Below are 25459 nucleotides of genomic sequence, written 5' to 3' on the forward strand. Positions count from 1 at the left end.
ATGTCTGAGGAATTTATTATTGGACGTAATCCAGTTATGGAAGCAATACGTTCAGGTCGTGATATAAATAAAATTTGGGTTAGCGAAGGAGCAAATAAAGGTCAAATCCATAAACTTTTAGAATTAGCTAACCAAAACAAAGTGATAGTTCAAACTGCACCAAACAAGAAATTAGATGGAATGGTTAAAGGAAACCACCAAGGTGTAGTAGCACAAGTGGCTGCATATGAATATGTGGAAATTGATGATTTGTTTGAAGTGGCTAGTAGTCGAAATGAACAACCATTCTTCTTAATTCTTGATGAAATTGAAGACCCTCATAATTTAGGCTCAATTATGAGAACTGCAGATGCAGTTGGTGCTCATGGGATCATTATTCCAAAGAGAAGAGCGGTAGGTTTAACCTCAGCGGTTGCTAAGTCTTCTACTGGAGCAATTGAATACATTCCAGTAGCTCGAGTAACGAACTTAGCAAGAACGGTAGATGAATTAAAAGAAAGAGGAGTTTGGATTTTTGGTACAGATGCAAAAGGTGCTGATGACTATCGAAACATGGATGGCCAAATTTCTCTGGGTTTAATTATTGGTAGCGAAGGTAAAGGCATGAGCAGGATCTTAAAGGAAAAATGTGATTTCCTAATTAAGTTACCAATGGTCGGTAAAGTTACATCTTTAAATGCGTCTGTTGCGGCTAGTTTATTAATGTATGAAATACATCGTAAGAGACATCCACTTGGATCATAAAAAGAAAGAGATTCTTATTGTAGATGGTTATAACATGATTGGAGCTTGGCCGAATCTTAGAAAACTTCGAGAAATTGACTTTGATAAATCACGAGATTATCTAATTACTCAGCTTGCTGAGTATAAGGCATACACAGGGATGTCTATAATTGTTGTATTTGATGCTCATTTTGTAAATGGAATCGAAAAGGTCGACAAGAATTCAAAGGTCGAAGTGATTTTTACTCGAAAAAACCAGACGGCTGATGAAAAAATTGAAAAACTGGCAATTGAGCTTCGTCATGTTAACCATCATATTTATGTTGCGACATCTGACTTTACTGAGCAATGGCAAATATTTGGACAAGGTGCACTTCGTATACCTGCAATGGAACTATATCGATCAGTTACTCAAAATAAAAAAATGATAAGTAGTCAAATTAGTGAAATACCTGATCAAAGACTGACAATTAGTAAGACTTTGAATTCGAAACAAACAGAAATTTTAGAAAAATGGCGAAGAGGGGAACGATGACTTATTGTTTCCTTCTTCTTTGTGCTGTATAATTTAATTAAATTGTTTGGTCGGAGGTGCTAATTGTGAACGTTGAACAGGAATTGAAGCTAATGATAGAGTATGGCCCTTTAGAAGATGAGGTAATTCTCGAATATGTTCGAGAGGGTGATCAAGAGGCACTAACATTTTTAATTCAAAAATACCGAAATTTCGTTAAAGCAAAGTCTAGGTCTTATTTCCTAATAGGAGCTGACCGTGAAGACATCATTCAAGAAGGTATGATTGGATTATACAAAGCAATTCGTGATTACAAAGAAGACAAACTTTCGTCTTTCAAGGCGTTTGCAGAATTATGCATTACAAGACAAATTATTACAGCAATTAAAACAGCTACTAGGCAAAAGCATATTCCGTTAAATTCTTATGTTTCATTGGACAAGCCTATTTACGATGAGGAATCTGATCGTACTTTACTGGATGTTTTAACAGAAACAAAAAACATGGACCCAGAGGAACTTGTGATCAATCAAGAAGAAAATGTGGACATAGAGCTTAAAATGTCTGAATTATTAAGCGATTTAGAAAGAAAAGTATTATCACTCTATTTAGATGGTCGATCTTACCAAGAAATATCAGAAGAATTAAATAGACATGTGAAATCGATTGATAATGCTTTACAAAGAGTGAAAAGAAAGCTTGAAAGATATATGGAAATAAGAGAACTGTCAGTTTAATCAGATCAAAGAAACTCCCTTGTAATTCGTGATAATGTATAGGAATACAAGGGTATACCATTGAGTTTGACAGTTTATAATTCACATGGTACATTCTAAATGGATAATTATAGATGAATTAGGTTGGTGTCACCATGAGAAAAAAAGTTGTCCTGTCGTGCGCTAATTGCAATAATAGAAATTACTCCACGATGAAGAATTCCTCTTCTGTAGAACGTTTGGAGATGAAAAAGTTTTGTAAAACGTGCAATGAGCATACTACACATAAAGAAACAAAATAAATGAAGTAAGATAAATGATAATTGCGAATGTCCTTATTCATTATATAAACTAGATTCAGCACTATTTTTTGGACAAGGCGGACGTTTCGTAAATCTCTAAACTAGTATATATGGGGGTTGCATCTGTGGGTCGTATCGGTAAGTTTTTTCGCGAAGTAAAAAGTGAAATGAAAAAAGTTTCATGGCCTAAACGTAAAGAATTAGTTAATTCAACAGTTACAGTATTAGCTACAGTTTTATTCTTTGTAGTATTCTTCGCTGTAATTGACACAGGACTTTCTAAACTAATTCGACTTATTCTTGAATAAGTTAAAACTAATTGTGCTATAATGAGTGATAATGTTTAAAAAAAAGCCCGGTGACGGGTTTTTTAATTTGCAAAGAAAGTTGACCGGGGAGGGAAGGACAAGTAGTCCTCTAACATGGAAAAAAGATGGTATGTAGTTCATACTTACTCAGGATATGAGAATAAAGTAAAAGCAAATTTAGAAAAACGTGTAGAAACAATGGGAATGCAGGATAAAATTTTCCGTGTAATAGTTCCAGAAGAATCAGAAGTAGAAATGAAGAACGGTAAAGAGAAAGTAACGAAACGTAAAGTGTTTCCAGGTTATGTATTAGTTGAACTAGTAATGACTGACGATTCTTGGTATGTAGTTCGTAATACACCGGGAGTAACTGGTTTCGTTGGCTCAGCTGGATCTGGTTCAAAACCAACCCCACTTTTAGAAGAAGAAATTACGCATATTCTAAAACATATGGGTCTAGATGAACAAACAATCGATATTGATTTAGATGTAAATGAAGTTGTTCGATTAAAAGAAGGACCATTTGCGAATTATACTGGATCAATTAAGGAAATTGACTTCGAAAAGAAAAAAGTGACTGTGTTAGTAGAATTCTTTAATAAAGAAACGCCAGTAGAACTGGATTTACATCTTGTTGAAAAATTATAATACAAGACCTTGCATTTTTAATTTGAAAATGTTAGACTTTTAAAGGTCAATATGCATCGAAAAGATGGTATTAACTTCTGTATAAGAATATGCATGAAAATGCAACACGATATGAGTGGGAGGGTGTAAAACCCCATTACCACATCACGGACTTAAGGAGGTGTGTCTCGTGGCTAAAAAAGTAATTAAAATGGTAAAATTGCAAATTCCTGCAGGAAAAGCAAACCCAGCACCACCAGTTGGTCCTGCATTAGGACAAGCAGGTGTTAACATCATGGGATTCTGTAAAGAGTTCAACGCTCGTACAGCTGACCAAGCTGGTCTAATTATTCCTGTTGAAATCACTGTATTCGAAGATCGTTCGTTTACATTTATTACGAAAACTCCTCCTGCTGCTGTACTTCTTAAAGTAGCGGCTGGTATCGAGTCTGGTTCTGGTGAACCAAATCGTAAAAAAGTAGCAACAGTTAAACGCGATAAAGTGCGTGAGATTGCTGAACAAAAAATGCCTGACTTAAATGCTGCTTCTGTTGAAGCTGCTATGCGTATGGTAGAAGGTACTGCACGTAGTATGGGTATCGTTATTGAAGACTAATCCCATCTTCAATAAGGTGTGATTGAGGAGGTTGCGAACATCATTTGATGTGTTTTATCGCAACCTTTATTCGTGGGAGGAAAATCCGTTAAAACCACATTAGGAGGAATAAAACATGGCTAACAAAGGTAAAAAATACCAAGAAGCTATTAAATTAGTAGATCGTACAGCTGTTTACGCAGTAAACGAAGCTGTTGAACTTGTTAAAAAGACTACAACTGTTAACTTTGATGCAACAGTTGAAGTAGCATTCCGTTTAGGAGTAGATCCAAAGAAAGCTGACCAACAAATTCGTGGTGCAGTAGTTCTTCCACACGGTACTGGTAAAGTACAACGTGTATTAGTATTCGCTAAAGGTGAAAAAGCTAAAGAAGCTGAAGCTGCTGGTGCTGATTTCGTAGGCGATGCTGACATGATTAACAAAATCCAACAAGGTTGGTTCGACTTTGATGTAGTAGTAGCAACTCCAGACATGATGGCTGAAGTTGGTAAATTAGGACGTGTATTAGGACCTAAAGGTTTAATGCCAAACCCGAAAACAGGTACAGTTACATTTGACGTAACTAAAGCTGTTAACGAAATCAAAGCTGGTAAAGTTGAATACCGTGTTGATAAAGCTGGTAACATTCACGTACCAATCGGTAAAGTATCTTTCGAAAACGAAAAGTTAGTAGAAAACTTTACAACAATCTTTGAAACTATGGTAAAAGTTAAACCTGCTGCTGCTAAAGGAACATACATGAAGAACGTAGCAATCACTTCAACTATGGGCCCTGGTATCAAAGTAGATCCAGCTAGTTTCTAAGATAAAAAACAAAGTTGACAATTCGACAAGAACTCTCTATAATGGAGTTTGTCTTGCTAATTAAATAGACTACCGTAGACAGTAGGTGCTTATGCTTAATATCCTACCGAGGTGTATAACTGATAAATTCGTGCATATACAACCTCCATGTCTTTTTTTAAAAAAAGTTCGTGGAGGTTTTGCTATGGTTACACTTTTGCGGTATACACACTAAAATCCACAGGAGGTGTAATAAATGAGCGCAGTATTAGAAGCTAAAAAACAAGTTGTATCTGAAGTAGCTGCTAAATTACGTGATAGTAAATCAACAATTGTTGTTGACTACCGTGGTTTAAATGTTGCTGAAGTAACTGAATTACGTAAGCAATTACGTGAAGCTGGCGTTGAGTTCAAAGTTTACAAAAACACTTTAACTCGTCGTGCTGCTGAAGAGGCTGGCTTAGCTGGTTTAAACGAATCATTAACTGGTCCAAACGCAATCGCGTTTAGTACGGAGGATGTAATTGCTCCTGCTAAAGTAATCAACGATTTCGCTAAAAAACATGAAGCTTTAGAAATTAAAGCTGGTGTAATCGAAGGAAACGTTGCTACTGTTGAAGAAGTTAAAGCTCTTGCTGAACTTCCATCTCGCGAAGGTTTACTTTCTATGTTGCTTAGCGTGCTACAAGCACCAATCCGCAACTTCGCTCTTGCAACTAAAGCAGTTGCAGAACAAAAAGAAGAACAAGGCGCTTAATGCCAAGATCGCTTAAAATATATAATTTAAAGGTATAAACAAGGAGGAAATTAACAATGACTAAAGAACAAATCATTGAAGCAGTTAAAAACATGACTGTATTAGAATTAAATGACTTAGTAAAAGCAATCGAAGAAGAGTTCGGCGTAACTGCTGCTGCTCCTGTAGCTATGATGGGTGGCGCTGTAGAAGCTGCTGCTGAGCAAACTGAATTTGATTTAGTATTAGCTAGCCCTGGCGACCAAAAAATCAAAGTAATCAAAGTAGTTCGTGAATTAACTGGTTTAGGATTAAAAGAAGCTAAAGAATTAGTTGACAACACTCCTAAAGCAATTAAAGAAGGAATCAGCAAAGAAGAAGCTGAAGAAATGAAAGCTAAACTTGAAGAAGTTGGCGCTAACGTAGAAGTTAAGTAATTTCTAAAAGTTTTTAGAAAAGCTCGCATTTATGCGAGCTTTTTTTGTACATATGGGATTGCTTTTGGGAAGACTGTTGATAAGTATATTTATGGAAGAAGGAGTTTTTTATGGCAGATCATTATTTTACAAATCAACCGAATAGTAAAACTGATAAAAAGGTATTTTCGTTTACTCTGAGAGGTAATGATTTAAAATTCCAATCTGATTCAGGGGTTTTTTCTAGGAATGAAGTTGATTTTGGATCCCGTGTTTTAATTAACATTTTCACGTTTCCAGAAATTGAAGGTAATATTTTAGATGTTGGATGTGGATACGGTCCAATAGGATTATCAATCGCAAAAGATGGTATTAGTCGAACAGTGGAAATGGTCGATGTGAATTTAAGAGCGATAGAATTAGCGAAAGAAAATGCGAATGTAAATAAGATTGATAATGTGAAAATCTATGAAAGTAGCATCTATGAAAATGTAACTGGACAATATGCTGCTATTTTAACAAATCCGCCAATTCGTGCTGGGAAAAGTGTTGTTCATGAAATTTTGAAAGGTGCTCATGATAAATTACTCCCTGGTGGAGAGCTTTGGGTAGTTATACAAAAGAAGCAAGGAGCGCCATCTGCTCTTGAATTATTAAAAGAAACGTTCGACGAGGTTGAGGTAGTGAAAAAAGATAAAGGATATTATATCATAAAAAGTAAAAAAGATTGACTGTAATTTTTGCTTGTGATAGTATTATTAAATGCCAATATATATTTATTTTCAAAAATGATTTTTTGAAAGTGGGTATATTTCTATATTCTTTGGAAATGATAGTAAAATGACTGTCGTTGAGTTTAATAAATGGTTTTCATTTTGAAACCATTTTATTTTTTGTCTAACAAGTAAGTGGCATTTTTCTGCTTATTTGTTACTATTTTTTTGTTATAAATACTCTTAATTTAAGGGGTGAATATGTTGACAGGTCAACTAGTTCAATATGGACGACACCGCCAACGCAGAAGTTATGCTCGTATCAGTGAAGTTTTAGAGTTACCTAACTTAATTGAAATTCAAACAGCATCTTACCAATGGTTTTTAGATGAAGGTTTGAGAGAAATGTTCCAAGACATTTCACCAATTGAGGATTTCACAGGTAATCTATCATTAGAATTCATTGATTACAGTTTAGGTGAGCCGAAGTATGTTGTAGAAGAATCAAAAGAGCGTGACGTAAACTACGCTGCTCCGCTTCGAGTAAAAGTTCGCCTATTAAATAAGGAAACTGGCGAAGTTAAAGAGCAAGACGTTTTCATGGGTGATTTCCCATTGATGACGGACACAGGCACATTCATTATTAATGGTGCTGAACGTGTAATCGTTTCACAATTAGTACGTTCTCCAAGTGTGTACTATAGTGGAAAGATAGACAAAAATGGTAAAAAAGGTTTTACGGCTACAGTTATTCCGAACCGTGGTGCTTGGTTAGAGTACGAAACGGACGCGAAGGATGTAGTTTATGTACGTATTGACCGTACAAGAAAATTACCTGTAACGGTACTACTACGTTCGCTTGGGTTTGGTACAGACCAAGAGATTCTAGACTTATTAGGCGAAAATGAATACCTACGTAATACTCTTGAAAAAGATAACACAGATAGCACTGAAAAAGCGCTTCTTGAAATCTATGAAAGATTACGTCCAGGTGAACCACCTACAGTAGAAAACGCTAAAAACCTATTAATTACTCGCTTCTTTGATCCGAAGCGTTATGACTTAGCTAGCGTTGGACGCTACAAAATAAATAAAAAATTACACATTAAAAATAGACTGTTTAACCAACGTATTGCAGAAACTCTAGTGGACCCAGAAACTGGTGAAATTATTGTAGAAAAAGGGACAACTCTTGATCGCCGTACGTTAGACCGTATTCTTCCATTCTTAGAAAAGAATATCGGTGAAAAAGTTGCTCACCCTGCTGGTGGCGTATTAGAAGATGAGATTACTTTACAATCTATTAAAATTTACGCTCCTGTAGAAGATGGTGAACAAGTTATTCAAGTTATTGGAAATGCGAATGTAAGCAAAAGTGTGAAAAACATTTCACCTGCGGACATTATTTCTTCAATTTCTTACTTCTTTAACCTGCTACATAACGTAGGTGACACTGACGATATTGACCATTTAGGAAATCGTCGTTTACGTTCAGTTGGTGAATTACTTCAAAACCAATTCCGTATCGGTTTATCTCGTATGGAACGTGTAGTACGTGAACGTATGTCAATTCAAGATACAAACGCAGTTACTCCACAGGCGTTAATTAATATTCGCCCTGTAATTGCTTCAATTAAAGAATTCTTTGGTAGTTCACAGTTATCTCAATTCATGGATCAAACAAATCCTCTTGCTGAATTAACTCATAAACGAAGACTATCAGCACTTGGACCAGGTGGTTTAACACGTGAACGTGCAGGATTTGAAGTACGTGACGTTCATTACTCTCACTATGGTCGTATGTGTCCGATTGAAACGCCTGAGGGACCAAACATCGGATTAATTAACTCACTTTCTTCTTATGCAAAAGTAAATCAATTTGGTTTCATTGAAACTCCATATCGTCGTGTAGACCCTGAAACAGGTCGTCTAACTGATAAAATTGACTATTTAACTGCTGATGAAGAGGATCTATACGTTGTAGCCCAAGCGAATGCACGTTTAGGTGAAGACGGAAGCTTCTTAGATGAAGATGTAGTAGCTCGTTTCCGTGGAGACAACACAGTTGTTAAACGTGAACGTATTGACTACATGGATGTATCTCCAAAACAAGTAGTATCAGCTGCGACAGCATGTATTCCTTTCTTAGAGAACGATGACTCAAACCGTGCCCTAATGGGAGCGAACATGCAACGTCAAGCAGTACCATTATTAAACCCTGAATCACCAATCGTAGGTACAGGTATGGAATACGTTTCAGCAAAAGACTCTGGTGCTGCAGTAATTTGTAAACACCCAGGTATCGTTGAACGTGTTGAAGCGAAAGAAGTTTGGGTACGTCGCTACTTAGAAGTAGATGGACAAAAAGTTAAAGGTGACCTTGATAAATATCGTATGTTAAAATTCGTACGATCAAACCAAGGTACTTGTTATAACCAACGCCCAATCGTAAGTGTTGGTGACGAAGTAGTAAGAGGCGAAATTCTTGCAGATGGACCTTCAATGGAAAAAGGTGAATTAGCTCTAGGACGTAACGTATTAGTAGCATTCATGACATGGGATGGTTACAACTACGAGGATGCGATTATTATGAGTCGCCGTCTTGTTAAAGAAGATGTTTACACTTCAGTTCATATTGAAGAATATGAATCAGAAGCTCGTGATACAAAATTAGGACCTGAAGAAATCACTCGTGATATTCCAAACGTTGGTGAAGATGCACTTAAAAATCTTGATGAGCGTGGAATTATCCGAATTGGTGCGGAAGTTAAAGATGGAGATTTATTAGTTGGTAAAGTAACGCCTAAAGGTGTAACTGAATTAACTGCTGAAGAACGTCTTCTACATGCAATCTTCGGTGAAAAAGCTCGTGAAGTTCGTGATACATCTTTACGTGTTCCACACGGTGGAGGCGGAATTATTCTTGATGTGAAAGTATTCACTCGTGAAAACGGTGATGAATTACCACCAGGAGTAAACCAACTTGTTCGTGTTTATATCGTTCAGAAACGTAAAATCTCTGAAGGGGATAAAATGGCTGGACGACATGGTAATAAAGGGGTTATATCTCGTATTTTACCAGAAGAAGATATGCCATTCTTACCTGATGGAACGCCAGTTGATATCATGTTAAACCCATTAGGGGTACCTTCTCGTATGAACATCGGTCAGGTATTAGAGCTGCACTTAGGTATGGCTGCAAGATATCTTGGCATTCATGTTGCTTCTCCAGTATTTGACGGAGCGCGTGAGGAAGATGTTTGGGGAACAATTGAAGAAGCTGGTATGGCACGTGATGCTAAAACTGTATTATATGATGGACGTAGTGGTGAGCCTTTCGATAACCGTGTTTCTGTAGGTGTCATGTATATGATCAAACTTGCACACATGGTTGACGATAAGTTACATGCTCGTTCAACGGGACCATACTCACTTGTTACGCAACAACCACTTGGTGGTAAAGCACAATTTGGTGGACAGCGTTTTGGTGAGATGGAGGTTTGGGCACTTGAAGCATACGGTGCTGCTTATACATTACAAGAGATCTTAACAGTTAAATCTGATGACGTTGTTGGCCGTGTGAAAACATATGAAGCAATCGTTAAAGGTGAAAATGTACCAGAACCAGGTGTTCCAGAATCATTCAAAGTATTGATTAAGGAATTACAATCTCTAGGTATGGATGTTAAAATGATGTCTGCAACAGATCAAGAAATCGAAATGCGTGATACTGAAGATGATGATGATCAAGCTTCAGAACATTTAGCGATGGATATGGAATACGTAAAAGAATAAGTATTATATTAGGGTAAAACCTTAGGACAGAAAGGGAGGTAGGCCCCTTGATAGATGTAAATAATTTCGAGTATATGAAGATCGGACTTGCATCGCCTGACAAAATTCGCTCGTGGTCATACGGGGAAATTAAAAAACCTGAAACAATTAACTACCGTACATTAAAACCTGAAAAAGATGGTCTTTTCTGTGAACGCATTTTCGGTCCTACGAAAGATTGGGAATGTCATTGCGGAAAATATAAACGTGTACGTTATAAAGGTGTAGTTTGTGATCGATGTGGAGTTGAAGTAACTCGTGCAAAAGTACGTCGTGAGCGTATGGGTCACATTGAATTAGCTGCACCAGTATCACATATTTGGTATTTCAAAGGTATTCCAAGCCGAATGGGACTTGTTTTAGACATGTCCCCTCGTGCTCTGGAAGAAGTAATCTACTTTGCTTCTTACGTAGTAACAGAAGCTGGAGATACTCCTTTAGAAAAGAAACAATTGCTTTCCGAGAAGGAGTTCCGTGCTTATCGTGAGCGTTATGGTCAAACTTTCCAAGCATCTATGGGTGCTGAAGCAATTAAAAAACTATTAAGCGATATTAATCTTGAAAAAGATGTTGATTCATTAAAAGAGGAGTTGAAAACTGCTCAAGGTCAACGTCGTACAAGAGCAATTAAACGTTTAGAAGTTTTAGAAGCATTCCGTAACTCTGGTAATGAGCCTTCTTGGATGATCTTAGATGTGCTACCAGTAATCCCACCTGAATTACGACCTATGGTTCAATTAGATGGTGGACGTTTTGCAACTTCAGATCTAAACGATTTATATCGTCGAGTAATTAACCGTAACAACCGTTTAAAACGTTTATTAGACCTTGGTGCACCAAGCATCATCGTACAAAACGAAAAACGTATGCTTCAAGAAGCAGTTGATGCGTTAATTGACAATGGTCGCCGTGGCCGTCCAGTTACTGGACCAGGTAACCGTCCATTAAAATCTCTTTCTCACATGCTTAAAGGTAAGCAAGGGCGTTTCCGTCAAAACTTACTTGGTAAACGTGTTGACTACTCTGGCCGTTCGGTTATCGTTGTAGGACCAAACTTACAAATGTATCAATGTGGATTACCAAAAGAAATGGCAATTGAATTATTCAAGCCATTCGTGATGAAAGAATTAGTAGAGCGTGGATTAGCACATAACATTAAGTCTGCGAAACGTAAAATTGAGCGTTTACACCCTGAGATTTGGGATGTATTAGAATCAGTTATTCGTGAGCATCCGGTGTTACTAAACCGTGCCCCAACTCTACACAGACTTGGTATCCAAGCGTTCGAACCTACATTAGTAGAAGGCCGTGCAATCCGTCTTCATCCACTTGTATGTACTGCATACAATGCCGATTTTGATGGTGACCAAATGGCTGTTCACGTACCGTTATCAAGTGAAGCACAAGCAGAAGCTCGTATCCTAATGCTTGCAGCACAAAACATCCTTAACCCGAAAGATGGTAAGCCAGTAGTTACACCATCTCAAGATATGGTATTAGGTAACTATTACTTAACTCTTGAGCGTGCAGGCGCTGTCGGTGAAGGTATGGTATTTAAAGATATCAATGAGGCGTTAATTGCATACCAAAATGGTTATGTACATTTACATTCTCGTGTTGCTGTTGCAGCAAATTCATTAAATAACGAAACATTTACTGAAGAACAAAAAAATTCATTATTAATTACAACGGTTGGTAAGTTAATCTTCAATGAAATCTTACCTACTTCGTTCCCATATATTAATGAACCTACTCAGAGTAATCTTGAGAAGGAAACTCCTCAGATGTATTTTGTATCTAAAGGTTCGAATATTAAAGAAATCATTGAAAGCAGAGAAGAAATTGCTCCTTTCAAAAAGAAAATACTTGGAAATATCATCGCAGAAGTATTTAAACGTTTCAAAATTACTGAAACATCAAAAATGCTAGACCGCATGAAGGATCTTGGATTTAGACACTCTACTAAAGCTGGTATTACAGTTGGTGTATCCGATATCATCGTATTACCGGAGAAGCAGTTAATTATTGCTGAAGCTCAAGAAAAAGTAGATAAAGTACTAAAACAATTCCGTCGTGGTTTAATCACAGAAGATGAGCGTTATGATCGTGTAATCGCTATTTGGAGTGATGCGAAGGATGTAATTCAAGGAAAACTGATGGCTTCCCTAAATAAACGTAACCCTATCTTTATGATGAGTGACTCTGGTGCCCGTGGTAACGCATCAAACTTTACTCAGCTTGCAGGTATGCGTGGTCTGATGGCCAACCCGGCTGGTCGTATTATCGAGTTACCAATCAAATCTTCATTCCGTGAAGGTCTAACGGTACTTGAATACTTCATCTCTACACACGGTGCACGTAAAGGTCTTGCCGATACAGCACTAAAAACAGCCGATTCAGGTTACTTAACTCGTCGTCTAGTTGACGTTGCACAAGATGTAATCGTTCGCCAAGATGATTGTGGTACTGACCGTGGATTACATGTTAAGGCAATTAAAGAAGGTAACGAAATTATTGAAGGATTATACGATCGTTTAGTTGGTCGTCATTTACGTTCAACTATACGCCACCCAGAAACAGGTGTATTACTTGCTCAAGAGAACGATTTAATTACAGAAGACTTAGCTCGTGAAATTATCGATGCTGGTATTGAAGAAGTTAATATTCGTTCTGCGTTCACATGTAATACTAACCATGGAGTATGTAAAAAATGTTATGGCCGTAACTTAGCTACAGGTGCTGAGGTTGAAGTTGGTGAAGCAGTAGGTATTATTGCTGCACAATCAATCGGTGAACCAGGTACACAGTTAACGATGCGTACATTCCATACAGGTGGGGTAGCAGGAGACGATATTACTCAAGGTTTACCTCGTATTCAAGAACTATTTGAAGCACGTAATCCTAAAGGTCAAGCAGTTATTTCTGAAATTGATGGTATTATCTCAATTTCTACTGACGCTAAAGATAAACAAGAAATTATTGTTCAAGGCTCAGTTGAATCTAGAAACTACCCAGTTCCTTATGGCGCTAGACTAAAAGTTCAAGAAGGTGAATCAATTGAACGTGGTCAAGTAATGACAGAAGGTTCAATCGATCCGAAAGAACTGTTAAAAGTAAAAGGTACAAATGCTGTTCAAGAATACTTACTACGTGAAGTGCAAAAAGTATACCGTATGCAAGGGGTAGAAATTGGCGATAAGCACGTAGAGGTAATGGTACGTCAAATGCTGAAGAAAGTTCGTGTAATGGATGCAGGTGAGACAACTTTACTACCTGGTACATTATTAGAACTACACCAGTTTACTGAAGCGAATAAAGAAGCTTTATTTGCAGGTAAACAACCAGCTACTGCGCGCCCATTATTACTAGGTATTACAAAAGCATCATTAGAAACAGACTCATTCCTATCTGCTGCATCATTCCAAGAAACAACGCGTGTATTAACAGACGCTGCGATTAAAGGAAAACGTGATGAGTTGCTAGGATTAAAAGAGAATGTTATTATAGGTAAGTTGGTTCCAGCTGGTACAGGTATGAACAGATACCGTAAAGTAGATCTTGTTAAAGATTTAACTGAATCAGTTGAAATGAACGAAGAAGTATTAGTTGAAAAATAAACTTAAAATATTTTCAAACTTGAGTTGACATCATTTGATGAAAAATGATAAGATATTCAAGGTTGCTCCTAGACAATAGCACTGCTAATCTAAGCAGGTTAGATCCGGGGCTAATTTAGGAATATACAGTAGTTAAAACTGTTTTTGTGAGAAGTAGGGCTTCCTTCTTCTTGCAAAAACTTTGTTTTCAACTTATTATGAACCACCTGGATGTGTGGTCTTATAAATATTTGAAGGGAGGAAAACTCATGCCTACTATTAACCAGTTAGTGCGTAATGGACGTACTTCTAAAGTATGGAAATCAAAATCACCAGCATTAAATAAAGGTTTCAACTCATTAAAGAAAAAATCAACTGATTTATCAGCTCCACAAAAACGTGGTGTTTGTACTCGTGTTGGTACAATGACTCCAAAGAAACCAAACTCAGCTTTACGTAAATATGCTCGTGTGCGTTTAACTAACCAAATCGAGGTAACTGCTTATATCCCAGGTATCGGACACAACTTACAAGAGCACAGTGTTGTTCTTATCCGTGGTGGACGTGTAAAAGATTTACCGGGGGTACGTTACCATATCGTTCGTGGTGCATTAGATACTGCAGGTGTTGACAAACGTATGCAAGGTCGTTCTAAATATGGAACTAAGAGACCAAAAGCAGCTAAGAAGTAATAAATAACAACTAGCCGAAAGGAGGAAATAACATGCCACGTAAAGGTCCTGTTGCAAAAAGAGATGTATTGCCAGATCCACTTTATAATTCAAAATTAGTTTCTCGTTTAATCAACAAAATGATGATTGACGGAAAAAGAGGAAAGTCTCAAGCTATCTTATACGGAGCATTTGAATTAATCCAAGAACGTTCTGGTAAAGAACCAATGGAAGTATTCGAAGCAGCTCTTAAAAATATCATGCCAGTTCTAGAAGTTAGAGCTCGTCGTGTTGGTGGTTCAAACTACCAAGTACCAGTTGAGGTTCGCCCTGAGCGCCGTACAACTTTAGGTCTTCGCTGGTTAGTTAACTATGCTCGTCTTCGTGGAGAAAAAACGATGGAAGAGCGTTTAGCTAATGAAATTCTTGATGCAGCTAACAACTCAGGTTCTGCAGTTAAGAAACGTGAAGATACACACAAAATGGCAGAAGCGAACAAAGCGTTTGCTCACTACCGTTGGTAAGATTAAAAGCAATTTAGTTATTTCTGCACATAATGAATGTTGGTTAAGTCGTTCACCTATTTCTAATTTAGCTTGCTAGATTAAATAGGTGAACGTCGGATTACATAATTTAGGATGACATAATAGTTCCTTGCTTGTAGTGCTTGCTTAACTTAATAACATGAAGTATGTATAGGAATAACTTTTTCTTGTACTAAAAAATCCTAACTAATACTGGAAGGGAGAAAGAACCCTGATGACTAGAGAGTTCTCCTTAAATAACACTCGTAATATCGGGATCATGGCTCACATTGATGCTGGTAAAACAACAACAACAGAGCGTATCCTTTATTACACAGGTCGTATTCACAAAATTGGTGAAACTCATGAAGGAGCTTCACAAATGGACTGGATGGAGCAAGAGCAAGAGCGTGGTATCACAATCACATCTGCTGCTACAACAGCTCAGTGGAATAACCACCGTGTAAATATCATTGATACTCCAGGTCACGTAGACTTCACTGTAGAAGTTGAACGTTCACTACGTGTACTTGATGGCGCAGTAGCAGTACTTGATGCTCAATCAGGTGTTGAGCCTCAAACTGAAACAGTTTGGCGCCAAGCAACTACTTACGGAGTTCCACGTGTAGTATTCGTTAACAAAATGGATAAAATCGGCGCGGATTTCTTATACTCTGTAGGTACGTTACATGACCGTTTACAAGCTAACGCACACCCAATCCAATTAGCGATGGGTGCTGAAGATAACTTCTGGGGTATTGTTGACCTAGTTGAAATGAAAGCTATTAAGTATAATAATGACTTAGGAACTGACATTGAAACAATCGAAATTCCAGAAGAATATCAAGAACTAGCTGAAGAGTACCGTGGTCGTTTAATCGAAGCGGTAGCTGAGTTAGATGAAGAATTAATGATGAAATACCTTGAAGGTGAAGAAATCACAATTCCTGAATTAAAAGCTGCTATTCGTACAGCTACATGTTCAGTACAATTCTACCCAGTAGTTTGTGGTTCTGCTTTCAAAAACAAAGGTGTTCAATTAATGCTTGATGCAGTAATTGACTACCTACCATCTCCATTAGATGTACCAGCTATCAAAGGAACATTACCTGATACTGATGAAGAGAAAATCGTTCCTTCAAGTGATGAAGAGCCTTTCGCTGCATTAGCATTCAAAATCATGACTGATCCTTATGTTGGTAAATTAACGTTCTTCCGAGTATACTCAGGTACGTTAGAATCTGGTTCATACGTTCAAAACTCTACAAAAGGTAAGCGTGAGCGTGTAGGACGTATCCTACAAATGCATGCTAACTCTCGTCAAGAGATTTCGAAAGTATACGCTGGAGATATCGCTGCTGCTGTAGGTCTTAAAGACACTACAACTGGTGATACTTTATGTGATGAAAAGAATCTAGTAATTCTTGAGTCTATGGAGTTCCCTGATCCAGTTATCTCAATTGCGATCGAACCAAAATCTAAAGCTGACCAAGATAAAATGGGTCAAGCATTAGTTAAATTAACTGAAGAAGATCCAACTTTCCGTGCACATACTGACCAAGAAACTGGTCAAGTAATCATCGCTGGTATGGGTGAGCTTCACCTTGATATCATCGTTGACCGTATGCGTCGTGAATTTAAAGTAGAAGCTAACGTTGGTGCTCCTCAAGTAGCATACCGTGAAACTTTCCGTTCTTCTGCACAAGTAGAAGGTAAATTCGTTCGTCAATCAGGTGGACGTGGACAATTCGGACACGTTTGGATTGAATTCTCACCAAACGAAGAAGGAAAAGGCTTCGAATTTGAAAATGCAATCGTTGGTGGTGTTGTTCCTCGTGAATACATCCCAGCTGTAGCTGCAGGTCTTGAAGATTCACTTAAAAATGGTGTATTAGCTGGTTTCCCACTAATCGACATTAAAGCGAAATTATTCGATGGATCTTACCATGATGTTGACTCAAACGAGATGGCGTTTAAAGTAGCTGCTTCATTAGCTCTTAAAAATGCTGTTAAGAAATGTAACCCAGTTCTACTTGAACCATTAATGAAAGTAGAAGTTGTTATCCCTGAGGAATACTTAGGAGATATCATGGGTGATATTACATCTCGTCGTGGACGCGTTGAAGGTATGGAAGCACGCGGTAACGCTCAAGTTGTTCGTGCTATGGTACCACTTTCAGAAATGTTTGGTTATGCAACTTCATTACGTTCTAACACTCAAGGTCGTGGAACGTTCTCAATGGTATTTGACCATTACGAAGATGTACCAAAATCAATTTCTGAAGAAATTATTAAAAAATATAAAGGTGAGTAATTGATTATTTAGTTCTCATCATGTATAACTATTTATGTTAGATGTTAGCTATAAGGGGTACAAGTTACCCTTTATAGCATAATAATAAAACTAAAAATTAATTTTCTTAATTATAAGGAGGATTTTTACAATGGGTAAAGCTAAATTCGAACGTGTAAAACCACACGTTAACATTGGTACAATCGGACACGTTGACCATGGTAAAACTACATTAACTGCTGCTATTACAACTGTATTAGCTAAAGTAGGTGGAGCTGAAGCTCGCGCTTACGATCAAATCGACGGAGCTCCAGAAGAAAGAGAGCGTGGAATCACAATCTCTACTGCACACGTTGAGTACGAAACAGAAACTCGTCACTATGCACACGTTGACTGCCCAGGTCACGCTGACTATGTTAAAAACATGATCACTGGTGCTGCTCAAATGGACGGTGGTATCTTAGTAGTATCTGCTGCTGATGGTCCAATGCCTCAAACTCGTGAGCACATTCTTTTATCTCGTCAAGTAGGTGTACCTTACATCGTAGTATTCATGAACAAATGTGACATGGTTGACGATGAAGAGTTACTTGAATTAGTTGAAATGGAAATCCGTGATCTATTATCAGAATACGAATTCCCTGGCGATGACATTCCAGTAATCAAAGGTTCTGCACTTAAAGCTCTTGAAGGAGATGCTGCGTGGGAAGCTAAAATTCATGAATTAATGGCTGAAGTTGATTCTTATATCCCAACACCAGCTCGTGAAACTGACAAGCCTTTCTTAATGCCAGTTGAGGATGTATTCTCAATTACTGGTCGTGGAACAGTTGCTACTGGTCGTGTTGAGCGTGGTATCGTTAAAGTTGGTGACGTAGTAGAAATCATCGGTCTTGTTGAAGAGCCAAAATCAACTACTGTAACAGGTGTTGAAATGTTCCGTAAACTTCTTGACCAAGCAGAAGCTGGAGATAACATCGGTGCACTTCTTCGTGGGGTTGCTCGTGACGATATCCAACGTGGTCAAGTTTTAGCTAAACCAGGTTCAGTTAAACAACACACTAAGTTCAAAGCTGAAGTTTATGTTTTATCTAAAGAAGAAGGTGGACGTCACACTCCATTCTTCGCTAACTACCGTCCACAATTCTATTTCCGTACAACTGACGTAACTGGAATCATCCAATTACCAGAAGGCGTTGAAATGGTTATGCCTGGCGACAACATCGAAATGACTGTTGAGTTAATCAACGCAATCGCTGTTGAAGAAGGAACTAAGTTCTCTATCCGTGAGGGTGGACGTACTGTAGGCGCTGGCGTAGTTGCTACAATCGTTGAATAATTAAACTTAAAAGCTTAGAAGATCTTTTCTTCTAAGCTTTTTTTATAAGTTAATTGGAAATATTTAAAATATGCAATATAACCGATTCTTGCTTGATTTTAATAATTGAAGATAATATAATAACTAAGTACTGAAGACGACGAGAACATTATTTATCTAAACTTATAACAAATGCTTGCAATAGCATTATTTTTTATGTATAATAGATGATGTTGGTCTTTGACTGCGTAGAAGTGGAAGGTTGCTGATACACCCGGCCGCTTTGCCATGGCGAGTGTAAGGAAATTTCCATGGAGTATGTCTATTATTTAAATAGGCGAAAAAGGAGGGAAAATTATGGCAAAAGAAAAAATTCGTATTCGTTTAAAAGCTTATGATCACCGTATTTTAGATCAATCTGCAGAGAAAATCGTTGAAACAGCGAAACGTTCTGGTGCTTCTGTATCTGGTCCGATTCCGTTACCAACTGAGAAATCAGTTTACACGATCCTTCGTGCGGTTCATAAATACAAAGATTCTCGTGAGCAATTCGAAATGCGCACTCACAAACGTTTAATCGATATCGTGAATCCAACTCCTCAAACAGTTGATTCATTAATGAGACTAGATTTACCATCTGGCGTTGATATTGAAATCAAACTTTAATAACATTATATATAAATTCAGGAGGTGTGACTTATGACTAAAGGAATCTTAGGGAAAAAGATCGGTATGACACAAGTATTTGCTGAAAACGGCGAGTTAATTCCAGTAACTGTAATCGAAGCTACTCCAAACGTGGTTTTACAAAAGAAAACTACTGAAACTGATGGCTACGAAGCTATCCAAATCGGTTTCGCTGACAAACGTGAAAAATTAGCTAACAAACCAGAAAAAGGGCACTCTGCTAAAGCAAACACTGCACCTAAGCGCTTCGTTCGTGAACTTCGCAACGCTGACGTATCAGCTTATGAAGTTGGTCAAGAAGTCAAAGTAGATATTTTTGCAAATGGTGACATCGTTGATGTAACTGGAACTTCAAAAGGTAAAGGATTCCAAGGTAGCATTAAGCGCCACGGACAATCTCGTGGACCAATGTCTCACGGTTCTCGTTACCACCGTCGTCCAGGTTCAATGGGTCCTGTTGCTCCGAACCGTGTATTCAAAAACAAAGCTTTACCTGGTCAAATGGGTGGAGAAAAAGTAACTGTACAAAACCTACAAATCGTTAAAGTTGACGTTGAACGTAACTTACTTTTAGTAAAAGGTAATGTACCAGGTTCTAAAAAATCTTACGTAACAATCCGTACTGCGGTTAAATCTAAATAATTAATTTAGAAGAAAGGAGGAAATAAAATGCCTAAAGTTACTATGTTTAATCAAACAGGTGCTCAAGTAGGAGAAATCGAATTAGCTGATGCTGTATTCGGAATCGCTCCAAACGAACATGCTTTATTTGATGCTGTAATGATGCAACGTGCATCTTTACGTCAAGGTACACACAAAGTTAAAACACGTTCTGAAGTACGTGGTGGTGGTCGCAAACCATGGAGACAAAAAGGAACTGGCCGTGCTCGTCAAGGTTCAATCCGTTCTCCACAATGGCGTGGTGGTGGTATCGTATTCGGTCCAGCTCCAAGATCATACTCATATAAAATACCTAAAAAGGTACGTCGCTTAGCGATTAAATCAGCTTTATCTACTAAAGTATTAGAACAAAGCATGCTAGTTCTTGAAGATTTAGCGTTAAACGCACCAAAAACAAAAGATATGGTTACTGTATTAACTGGCTTATCAGTTGCTAAGAAAGTTTTAATCGTAACAGCTGACCTAAATGAAAACGTAGCTTTATCTGCTCGCAATATCCCTGGAATCACAGTTCTTGCAGCAAATGAAGTAAACGTAATCGACGTTTTACATCATGATACATTAATCATGACTAAAGCTGCGGTGGAAAAAGTAGAGGAGGTGCTTGCGTAATGAAGGATCCTCGTGATATTATCAAACGCCCAGTTATCACTGAAGCTTCTATGGAAGCAATCGCTGAAAAAAAATACACTTTTGAAGTAGATGTAAGAGCTAACAAAACTGAAGTTAAAGATGCTGTTGAAGCAATCTTCGGTGTTAAAGTAGAAAAAGTTAACGTAATGAACTACAAAGGTAAGTTTAAACGTATGGGTAAACATGCTGGTTACACAAACCGTCGTAGAAAAGCAATCGTTAAATTAACTGCTGATAGCCAAGAAATTACATTATTCGAAGGCGTTTAATACTAACTACTAGAAAAGGAGGGAAATTACGATGGGAATCAAAAAGTATAAACCAACCACTAACGGTCGCCGTGGTATGACTACTAATGATTTTGCTGAGATCACTACTGACAAACCAGAAAAATCATTATTAGCTCCACTTAGTAAAAAAGCTGGCCGTAATAACCAAGGTAAAATTACTGTTCGTCACCAAGGTGGTGGACACAAACGTCAATACCGTATCATCGATTTCAAACGAGATAAAGATGGTATACCAGGACGCGTTGCTACAATCGAGTACGATCCAAACCGTTCTGCAAACATTGCGTTAATTAACTACGCTGATGGAGAAAAACGTTACATCCTAGCTCCTAAAAACTTAGTAGTAGGAATGGAAATCGTTTCAGGTCCTGAAGCAGATATTAAAGTAGGTAACGCTTTACCACTTGTAAACATTCCAGTAGGTACTACAATTCACAACATCGAGTTAAAACCAGGTCGTGGAGGACAATTAGTACGTTCAGCTGGTACTTCTGCTCAAGTATTAGGTAAAGAAGATCGTTATGTACTAGTTCGTTTAAACTCTGGTGAAGTACGTATGATTTTAGCAACTTGCCGCGCGACAGTAGGTCAAGTTGGTAACGAACATCACGAACTTATTAACATCGGTAAAGCAGGTCGTTCTCGTTGGATGGGTAAACGCCCAACTGTACGTGGATCTGTAATGAACCCAGTTGATCACCCACACGGTGGTGGTGAAGGACGCTCTCCAATCGGACGTAAATCACCAATGTCTCCATGGGGTAAACCAACTCTTGGTTACAAAACTCGTAAGAAAAACAAAGCGTCAGACAAGTTTATCGTTCGTCGTCGTAAAAAATAACGCGATTGTGCTACGGTTCACTAGAACCGTAGGTCAATCACGAAGGGAGGTACCACAATGGGACGCAGCCTGAAAAAAGGTCCATTTATTGATGATCACTTATTAGCTAAAGTTGAGAAATTAAACGAGACTGACTCTAAGCAAGTTGTTAAAACTTGGTCACGTCGTTCGACTATTTTCCCACAATTTATCGGACATACTATTGCAGTGTACGATGGTCGTAAACACGTACCTGTATATGTATCGGAAGATATGGTAGGTCACAAACTTGGTGAATTTGCTCCAACTCGTACTTATAAAGGTCACGATGCGGATGACAAGAAAACTAGAAGATAATGAGAGGAGGCACTCCAATGCAAGCTAAAGCTGTACTGAGAACAGTTCGTATCGCTCCTCGTAAAGTTCGTCTAGTAGTCGATTTAATCCGAGGTAAACAAGTTGGCGAAGCGATCGCAATCCTTCGACACACACCAAAAACTGCTTCTCCTGTTGTAGAAAAATTATTAAAATCTGCTATTGCTAACGCAGAGCACAACTATGATATGGATGTTAATAACTTATACATCGAAAAAGTATTCGTTGATGAAGGTGCTACTTTAAAACGTTTCCGCCCTCGTGCACAAGGACGTGCTAGCGCAATCAACAAACGCACAAGCCACATTACAATCGTGGTATCAGAGAAGAAGGAGGGATAATCGATGGGACAAAAGGTAAATCCAGTCGGACTTCGTGTTGGTATTATTAAAGATTGGGAATCTAAATGGTACGCTGAAAAAGATTACGCTGATCTTTTACATGAAGACATCAAAATTCGTGAGTACATCAGCACTCGTTTAAAAGATTCTGCTGTTTCTAAAGTAGAAATCGAAAGAGCTGCTAACCGTGTAAACATTACTGTTCACACTGCAAAACCAGGTATGGTAATCGGTAAAGGTGGTTCGGAAGTTGAAGCTCTTCGTAAAGCTTTAAACAACCTTACTGGCAAACGTGTTCATATCAACATCATCGAAATTAAAAGAGCAGATCTTGATGCTAAATTAGTAGCTGAAAACATCGCTCGTCAATTAGAAAACCGTGTTTCTTTCCGTCGTGCTCAAAAGCAAGTACTTCAACGTGCTATGCGTGCTGGTGCATTAGGTATTAAAACACAAGTTTCTGGTCGTCTTGGCGGAGCAGATATTGCTCGTTCAGAATCATATAGTGAAGGTACAGTGCCACTTCATACATTACGTGCGGATATCGATTATGCAACTGCAGAAGCAGATACAACATACGGTAAACTAGGCGTAAAAGTATGGATCTACAAAGGTGAAGTTCTTCCTACAAAAAAGAAAGCTTCTGAGGAAGGAGGAAATTAATTATGTTAATGCCTAAACGTGTTAAATATAGAAGAGAGCATCGTGGAAAAATGCGCGGACGTGCCAAAGGTGGTACTGAAGTAGCATTTGGTGAATTCGGTTTACAATCTACTGAAGCTTCTTGGATTACTAACCGTCAAATTGAAGCAGCGCGTCGTGCAATGACTCGTTACATGAAACGTGGCGGTAAAGTATGGATTAAAATCTTCCCTTCTAAACCTTACACAGCTAAACCTCTTGAGGTTCGTATGGGTAGCGGTAAAGGTGCTCCTGAAGGTTGGGTAGCAGTCGTTAAACCAGGAAAAATTATGTTCGAAATCGCTGGTGTATCTGAAGAAGTAGCTCGTGAAGCACTACGCTTAGCAGCTCACAAATTACCAGTTAAATGTAAGTTTGTAAAACGTGAAGACAATGGTGGTGATTCTAATGAAAACTAATGAGATTCGCGATCTTACCACTGCTGAAATTGAATTAAAAGTGAAATCTCTTAAAGAAGAGTTATTCAATCTTCGTTTCCAATTAGCTACAGGACAATTAGAGAACACTGCTCGTATCCGCGAGGTTCGTAAAGCAATTGCTCGTATGAAAACTGTAGTTCGTGAAAGAGAAATTAACTCTAATAATTAATGATGAGGGGAGGTTTGCACAGTGAGCGAACGTAACCAACGTAAAGTTTACACAGGACGTGTAGTTTCTGATAAGATGGATAAGACAATTACTGTTGTAGTTGAAACTTATAAAACACATAAACTATACGGAAAACGCGTTAGATATTCTAAGAAATATAAAGCGCACGATGAGCTAAACACTGCAAAAGTTGGCGATATCGTAAAAATCATGGAGACTCGTCCATTATCAGCTACAAAACGTTTCCGTTTAGTTGAAATCGTAGAAGAAGCTGTTATTATCTAATAGATGATCGGATATCATTCTTAATCCGAAAGGAGGTCAATTTGACATGATCCAACAAGAAACTCGTTTAAAAGTTGCTGACAATTCAGGTGCACGTGAATTACTTACTATTAAAGTATTAGGTGGTTCAGGCCGTAAAACTGCTAACATCGGTGATATCATCGTATGTACAGTAAAACAAGCAACACCAGGTGGCGTTGTTAAAAAAGGTGATGTAGTTAAAGCTGTTATCGTTCGTACGAAACGCGGTGTTCGTCGTCCAGACGGTACTTACATCAAATTTGATGAAAACGCAGCTGTTATCATTAAAGATGATAAGAGCCCACGTGGTACTCGTATTTTCGGACCAGTTGCACGTGAATTACGTGATAGCAACTTCATGAAAATCGTATCATTAGCTCCAGAAGTACTTTAATTAATGTACTTTAATAAATACTTCAGAAAGCCTTATTAAGGAGGTGCACGAAGAAGATGCATGTAAAAAAAGGTGATAAAGTTCAAGTTATCTCTGGTAAAGACAAAGGAAAACAAGGTGTTATCCTTGCTGCTTTTCCAAAGAATAACCGCGTACTAGTTGAAGGTGTTAACATCATTAAAAAACACTCAAAACCTACTCAAGCTAACCCACAAGGTGGCATCATCGAGAAAGAAGCACCAATCCATGTTTCTAATGTTATGGCATTAGATCCAAAAACTGGAGTACCTACACGCGTAGGTTACCAATTAGTGGATGGTAAAAAAGTACGTATTGCAAAAAAATCAGGCGAATTACTTGATAAATAATAGAAATTTATGAAAGGAGGTCAACTGAATGAACCGCCTAGTCGAGAAATATCAAAATGAAATCACTCCTGCTCTAGTGAGCAAGTTTAACTATAAATCAGTTATGCAAGTGCCAAAAATTGAAAAGATCGTCATCAACATGGGTGTTGGTGAGGCTGTTTCAAATTCAAAAGCATTAGATACTGCTGTTGAGGAATTAACTTTAATCGCAGGTCAAAAACCTGTTGTTACTAGAGCTAAAAAATCAATCGCTCAATTCCGTCTTCGTGAAGGAATGCCTATCGGTGCTAAAGTTACATTACGCGGTGAGCGTATGTACGAATTCTTTGAGAAATTAGTTTCTGTAACTTTACCTCGTGTACGTGACTTCCGTGGAATCTCTAAAAAAGCATTCGATGGCCGTGGAAACTACACTTTAGGTGTTAAAGAGCAATTAATCTTCCCAGAGATCGATTATGATAAAGTAAACAAAGTACGTGGTATGGACATCGTTATTGTAACTACTGCAAATACTGATGAAGAAGCTCGTGAAATGCTAACATTATTCGGAATGCCTTTTCAAAAATAATGAAAGCCAGCGCTA

31 protein-coding genes and 1 other annotated feature are annotated in these 25459 nt (G+C 38.0%); all 31 genes read left to right on the top strand.

The genetic code is table 11. The features are described from left to right. The 31 genes from rlmB to rplE all read left to right on the top strand — a co-directional run bounded on the left by rlmB (position 1) and on the right by rplE (position 25444). Complete coding sequence (gene rlmB / locus COE53_RS03965) at positions 1–744, top strand: 23S rRNA (guanosine(2251)-2'-O)-methyltransferase RlmB (protein WP_069033601.1); 744 nt, start codon at positions 1–3, stop codon at positions 742–744. A 34-nt stretch (positions 745–778) separates the two neighbouring features. Then, complete coding sequence (locus tag COE53_RS03970; protein ID WP_254664585.1) at positions 779–1258, top strand: NYN domain-containing protein; 480 nt, start codon at positions 779–781, stop codon at positions 1256–1258. A gap of 65 nt (positions 1259–1323) precedes the next feature. Then, positions 1324–1974 carry an RNA polymerase sporulation sigma factor SigH gene (gene sigH, locus COE53_RS03975; protein WP_056467364.1) on the top strand — a complete coding sequence of 217 codons (651 nt, stop codon included), beginning with the start codon at positions 1324–1326 and terminating at the stop codon, positions 1972–1974. 134 nt (positions 1975–2108) lie between these two features. Next, entirely contained in the window at positions 2109–2255 is a 147-nt protein-coding gene (gene rpmG, locus COE53_RS03980) for a 50S ribosomal protein L33 (protein ID WP_082459366.1), read from the top strand. 110 nt (positions 2256–2365) lie between these two features. Continuing rightward, a complete protein-coding gene (secE, locus tag COE53_RS03985; RefSeq protein WP_235832964.1) occupies positions 2366–2563 on the top strand; it encodes a preprotein translocase subunit SecE in 198 nt (65 codons plus the stop codon). Between the two features lie 114 nt (positions 2564–2677). Continuing rightward, entirely contained in the window at positions 2678–3211 is a 534-nt protein-coding gene (gene nusG / locus COE53_RS03990) for a transcription termination/antitermination protein NusG (protein ID WP_056467370.1), read from the top strand. Positions 3212–3380: 169 nt separating this feature from the next. After that, positions 3381–3806 carry a 50S ribosomal protein L11 gene (rplK, locus tag COE53_RS03995; RefSeq protein ID WP_056467373.1) on the top strand — a complete coding sequence of 142 codons (426 nt, stop codon included), beginning with the start codon at positions 3381–3383 and terminating at the stop codon, positions 3804–3806. A 115-nt stretch (positions 3807–3921) separates the two neighbouring features. Continuing rightward, a complete protein-coding gene (gene rplA / locus COE53_RS04000; protein WP_056467376.1) occupies positions 3922–4611 on the top strand; it encodes a 50S ribosomal protein L1 in 690 nt (229 codons plus the stop codon). A gap of 54 nt (positions 4612–4665) precedes the next feature. Further along, positions 4666–4803: a sequence feature (ribosomal protein L10 leader region), on the top strand. Between the two features lie 43 nt (positions 4804–4846). Next, the gene (rplJ, locus tag COE53_RS04005; RefSeq protein ID WP_069033603.1) at positions 4847–5347 is read left to right on the top strand and encodes a 50S ribosomal protein L10; all 501 of its coding nucleotides are present in this window, start codon (positions 4847–4849) and stop codon (positions 5345–5347) included. Positions 5348–5403: 56 nt separating this feature from the next. Continuing rightward, positions 5404–5763, top strand: a complete 360-nt coding sequence (rplL, locus tag COE53_RS04010; protein WP_069033604.1) for a 50S ribosomal protein L7/L12 — start codon at positions 5404–5406, stop codon at positions 5761–5763. Between the two features lie 110 nt (positions 5764–5873). Next, on the top strand, positions 5874–6473 hold the full coding sequence (locus COE53_RS04015) for a class I SAM-dependent methyltransferase (protein WP_069033605.1): 600 nt from the start codon (positions 5874–5876) through the stop codon (positions 6471–6473). 246 nt (positions 6474–6719) lie between these two features. Further along, positions 6720–10250, top strand: a complete 3531-nt coding sequence (rpoB, locus tag COE53_RS04020; RefSeq protein ID WP_069033606.1) for a DNA-directed RNA polymerase subunit beta — start codon at positions 6720–6722, stop codon at positions 10248–10250. A gap of 47 nt (positions 10251–10297) precedes the next feature. Continuing rightward, entirely contained in the window at positions 10298–13906 is a 3609-nt protein-coding gene (gene rpoC / locus COE53_RS04025) for a DNA-directed RNA polymerase subunit beta' (RefSeq protein ID WP_091024918.1), read from the top strand. 248 nt (positions 13907–14154) lie between these two features. Next, on the top strand, positions 14155–14577 hold the full coding sequence (gene rpsL / locus COE53_RS04030; protein WP_056467392.1) for a 30S ribosomal protein S12: 423 nt from the start codon (positions 14155–14157) through the stop codon (positions 14575–14577). 32 nt (positions 14578–14609) lie between these two features. After that, complete coding sequence (rpsG, locus tag COE53_RS04035; RefSeq protein ID WP_056467395.1) at positions 14610–15080, top strand: 30S ribosomal protein S7; 471 nt, start codon at positions 14610–14612, stop codon at positions 15078–15080. Between the two features lie 235 nt (positions 15081–15315). Further along, a complete protein-coding gene (gene fusA / locus COE53_RS04040; protein WP_069033608.1) occupies positions 15316–17394 on the top strand; it encodes an elongation factor G in 2079 nt (692 codons plus the stop codon). A 130-nt stretch (positions 17395–17524) separates the two neighbouring features. Beyond that, complete coding sequence (gene tuf / locus COE53_RS04045) at positions 17525–18712, top strand: elongation factor Tu (RefSeq protein WP_056467401.1); 1188 nt, start codon at positions 17525–17527, stop codon at positions 18710–18712. Between the two features lie 336 nt (positions 18713–19048). Continuing rightward, positions 19049–19357: a 30S ribosomal protein S10 gene (rpsJ, locus tag COE53_RS04050; protein WP_056467407.1), complete on the top strand. Its 309-nt coding sequence runs from the start codon at positions 19049–19051 to the stop codon at positions 19355–19357. 33 nt (positions 19358–19390) lie between these two features. Further along, complete coding sequence (rplC, locus tag COE53_RS04055; RefSeq protein ID WP_056467410.1) at positions 19391–20020, top strand: 50S ribosomal protein L3; 630 nt, start codon at positions 19391–19393, stop codon at positions 20018–20020. A 27-nt stretch (positions 20021–20047) separates the two neighbouring features. Beyond that, positions 20048–20671, top strand: a complete 624-nt coding sequence (rplD, locus tag COE53_RS04060; protein WP_069033609.1) for a 50S ribosomal protein L4 — start codon at positions 20048–20050, stop codon at positions 20669–20671. Beyond that, positions 20671–20961, top strand: coding sequence for a 50S ribosomal protein L23 (gene rplW, locus COE53_RS04065; RefSeq protein WP_056467416.1), 291 nt, complete (start codon positions 20671–20673; stop codon positions 20959–20961). The genes rplD and rplW overlap by 1 nt, the downstream gene beginning before the upstream one ends. 31 nt (positions 20962–20992) lie before the next feature. Continuing rightward, on the top strand, positions 20993–21823 hold the full coding sequence (rplB, locus tag COE53_RS04070) for a 50S ribosomal protein L2 (RefSeq protein WP_056467419.1): 831 nt from the start codon (positions 20993–20995) through the stop codon (positions 21821–21823). A gap of 57 nt (positions 21824–21880) precedes the next feature. Continuing rightward, positions 21881–22159: a 30S ribosomal protein S19 gene (gene rpsS / locus COE53_RS04075; protein WP_069033610.1), complete on the top strand. Its 279-nt coding sequence runs from the start codon at positions 21881–21883 to the stop codon at positions 22157–22159. Between the two features lie 17 nt (positions 22160–22176). After that, positions 22177–22518: a 50S ribosomal protein L22 gene (gene rplV / locus COE53_RS04080; RefSeq protein WP_056467425.1), complete on the top strand. Its 342-nt coding sequence runs from the start codon at positions 22177–22179 to the stop codon at positions 22516–22518. Positions 22519–22521: 3 nt separating this feature from the next. Beyond that, a complete protein-coding gene (rpsC, locus tag COE53_RS04085) occupies positions 22522–23181 on the top strand; it encodes a 30S ribosomal protein S3 (RefSeq protein WP_056467428.1) in 660 nt (219 codons plus the stop codon). 2 nt (positions 23182–23183) lie between these two features. After that, positions 23184–23618, top strand: a complete 435-nt coding sequence (gene rplP, locus COE53_RS04090) for a 50S ribosomal protein L16 (RefSeq protein WP_069033611.1) — start codon at positions 23184–23186, stop codon at positions 23616–23618. Beyond that, complete coding sequence (rpmC, locus tag COE53_RS04095) at positions 23608–23808, top strand: 50S ribosomal protein L29 (RefSeq protein WP_056467434.1); 201 nt, start codon at positions 23608–23610, stop codon at positions 23806–23808. The genes rplP and rpmC overlap by 11 nt, the downstream gene beginning before the upstream one ends. Before the next feature lie 21 nt (positions 23809–23829). Then, positions 23830–24093 carry a 30S ribosomal protein S17 gene (rpsQ, locus tag COE53_RS04100; RefSeq protein WP_069033612.1) on the top strand — a complete coding sequence of 88 codons (264 nt, stop codon included), beginning with the start codon at positions 23830–23832 and terminating at the stop codon, positions 24091–24093. Positions 24094–24139: 46 nt separating this feature from the next. After that, positions 24140–24508, top strand: a complete 369-nt coding sequence (gene rplN / locus COE53_RS04105; protein WP_056467440.1) for a 50S ribosomal protein L14 — start codon at positions 24140–24142, stop codon at positions 24506–24508. 56 nt (positions 24509–24564) lie between these two features. Further along, positions 24565–24876 carry a 50S ribosomal protein L24 gene (gene rplX / locus COE53_RS04110; RefSeq protein WP_056467443.1) on the top strand — a complete coding sequence of 104 codons (312 nt, stop codon included), beginning with the start codon at positions 24565–24567 and terminating at the stop codon, positions 24874–24876. Between the two features lie 28 nt (positions 24877–24904). After that, entirely contained in the window at positions 24905–25444 is a 540-nt protein-coding gene (gene rplE / locus COE53_RS04115) for a 50S ribosomal protein L5 (protein WP_069033613.1), read from the top strand. Positions 25445–25459 lie beyond the last annotated feature (15 nt).

This window comes from Bacillus sp. AFS029533, assembly GCF_002585125.1.
GTDB lineage: Bacteria > Bacillota > Bacilli > Bacillales > Bacillaceae_G > Gottfriedia > Gottfriedia luciferensis_B.

Bases quoted from the DNA above. Each gene is read 5' to 3' on its own strand.
- rlmB (WP_069033601.1), top strand. From the start codon at position 1: ATGTCTGAGGAATTTATTATTGGACGTAATCCAGTTATGGAAGCAATA.
- COE53_RS03970 (WP_254664585.1), top strand. From the start codon at position 779: ATGATTGGAGCTTGGCCGAATCTTAGAAAACTTCGAGAAATTGACTTT.
- rpmG (WP_082459366.1), top strand. From the start codon at position 2,109: ATGAGAAAAAAAGTTGTCCTGTCGTGCGCTAATTGCAATAATAGAAAT.
- secE (WP_235832964.1), top strand. From the start codon at position 2,366: ATGGGGGTTGCATCTGTGGGTCGTATCGGTAAGTTTTTTCGCGAAGTA.
- nusG (WP_056467370.1), top strand. From the start codon at position 2,678: ATGGAAAAAAGATGGTATGTAGTTCATACTTACTCAGGATATGAGAAT.
- rplA (WP_056467376.1), top strand. From the start codon at position 3,922: ATGGCTAACAAAGGTAAAAAATACCAAGAAGCTATTAAATTAGTAGAT.
- rplJ (WP_069033603.1), top strand. From the start codon at position 4,847: ATGAGCGCAGTATTAGAAGCTAAAAAACAAGTTGTATCTGAAGTAGCT.
- rplL (WP_069033604.1), top strand. From the start codon at position 5,404: ATGACTAAAGAACAAATCATTGAAGCAGTTAAAAACATGACTGTATTA.
- COE53_RS04015 (WP_069033605.1), top strand. From the start codon at position 5,874: ATGGCAGATCATTATTTTACAAATCAACCGAATAGTAAAACTGATAAA.
- rpsL (WP_056467392.1), top strand. From the start codon at position 14,155: ATGCCTACTATTAACCAGTTAGTGCGTAATGGACGTACTTCTAAAGTA.
- rpsG (WP_056467395.1), top strand. From the start codon at position 14,610: ATGCCACGTAAAGGTCCTGTTGCAAAAAGAGATGTATTGCCAGATCCA.
- fusA (WP_069033608.1), top strand. From the start codon at position 15,316: ATGACTAGAGAGTTCTCCTTAAATAACACTCGTAATATCGGGATCATG.
- tuf (WP_056467401.1), top strand. From the start codon at position 17,525: ATGGGTAAAGCTAAATTCGAACGTGTAAAACCACACGTTAACATTGGT.
- rpsJ (WP_056467407.1), top strand. From the start codon at position 19,049: ATGGCAAAAGAAAAAATTCGTATTCGTTTAAAAGCTTATGATCACCGT.
- rplC (WP_056467410.1), top strand. From the start codon at position 19,391: ATGACTAAAGGAATCTTAGGGAAAAAGATCGGTATGACACAAGTATTT.
- rplD (WP_069033609.1), top strand. From the start codon at position 20,048: ATGCCTAAAGTTACTATGTTTAATCAAACAGGTGCTCAAGTAGGAGAA.
- rplW (WP_056467416.1), top strand. From the start codon at position 20,671: ATGAAGGATCCTCGTGATATTATCAAACGCCCAGTTATCACTGAAGCT.
- rplB (WP_056467419.1), top strand. From the start codon at position 20,993: ATGGGAATCAAAAAGTATAAACCAACCACTAACGGTCGCCGTGGTATG.
- rpsS (WP_069033610.1), top strand. From the start codon at position 21,881: ATGGGACGCAGCCTGAAAAAAGGTCCATTTATTGATGATCACTTATTA.
- rplV (WP_056467425.1), top strand. From the start codon at position 22,177: ATGCAAGCTAAAGCTGTACTGAGAACAGTTCGTATCGCTCCTCGTAAA.
- rpsC (WP_056467428.1), top strand. From the start codon at position 22,522: ATGGGACAAAAGGTAAATCCAGTCGGACTTCGTGTTGGTATTATTAAA.
- rplP (WP_069033611.1), top strand. From the start codon at position 23,184: ATGTTAATGCCTAAACGTGTTAAATATAGAAGAGAGCATCGTGGAAAA.
- rpmC (WP_056467434.1), top strand. From the start codon at position 23,608: ATGAAAACTAATGAGATTCGCGATCTTACCACTGCTGAAATTGAATTA.
- rplN (WP_056467440.1), top strand. From the start codon at position 24,140: ATGATCCAACAAGAAACTCGTTTAAAAGTTGCTGACAATTCAGGTGCA.
- rplX (WP_056467443.1), top strand. From the start codon at position 24,565: ATGCATGTAAAAAAAGGTGATAAAGTTCAAGTTATCTCTGGTAAAGAC.
- rplE (WP_069033613.1), top strand. From the start codon at position 24,905: ATGAACCGCCTAGTCGAGAAATATCAAAATGAAATCACTCCTGCTCTA.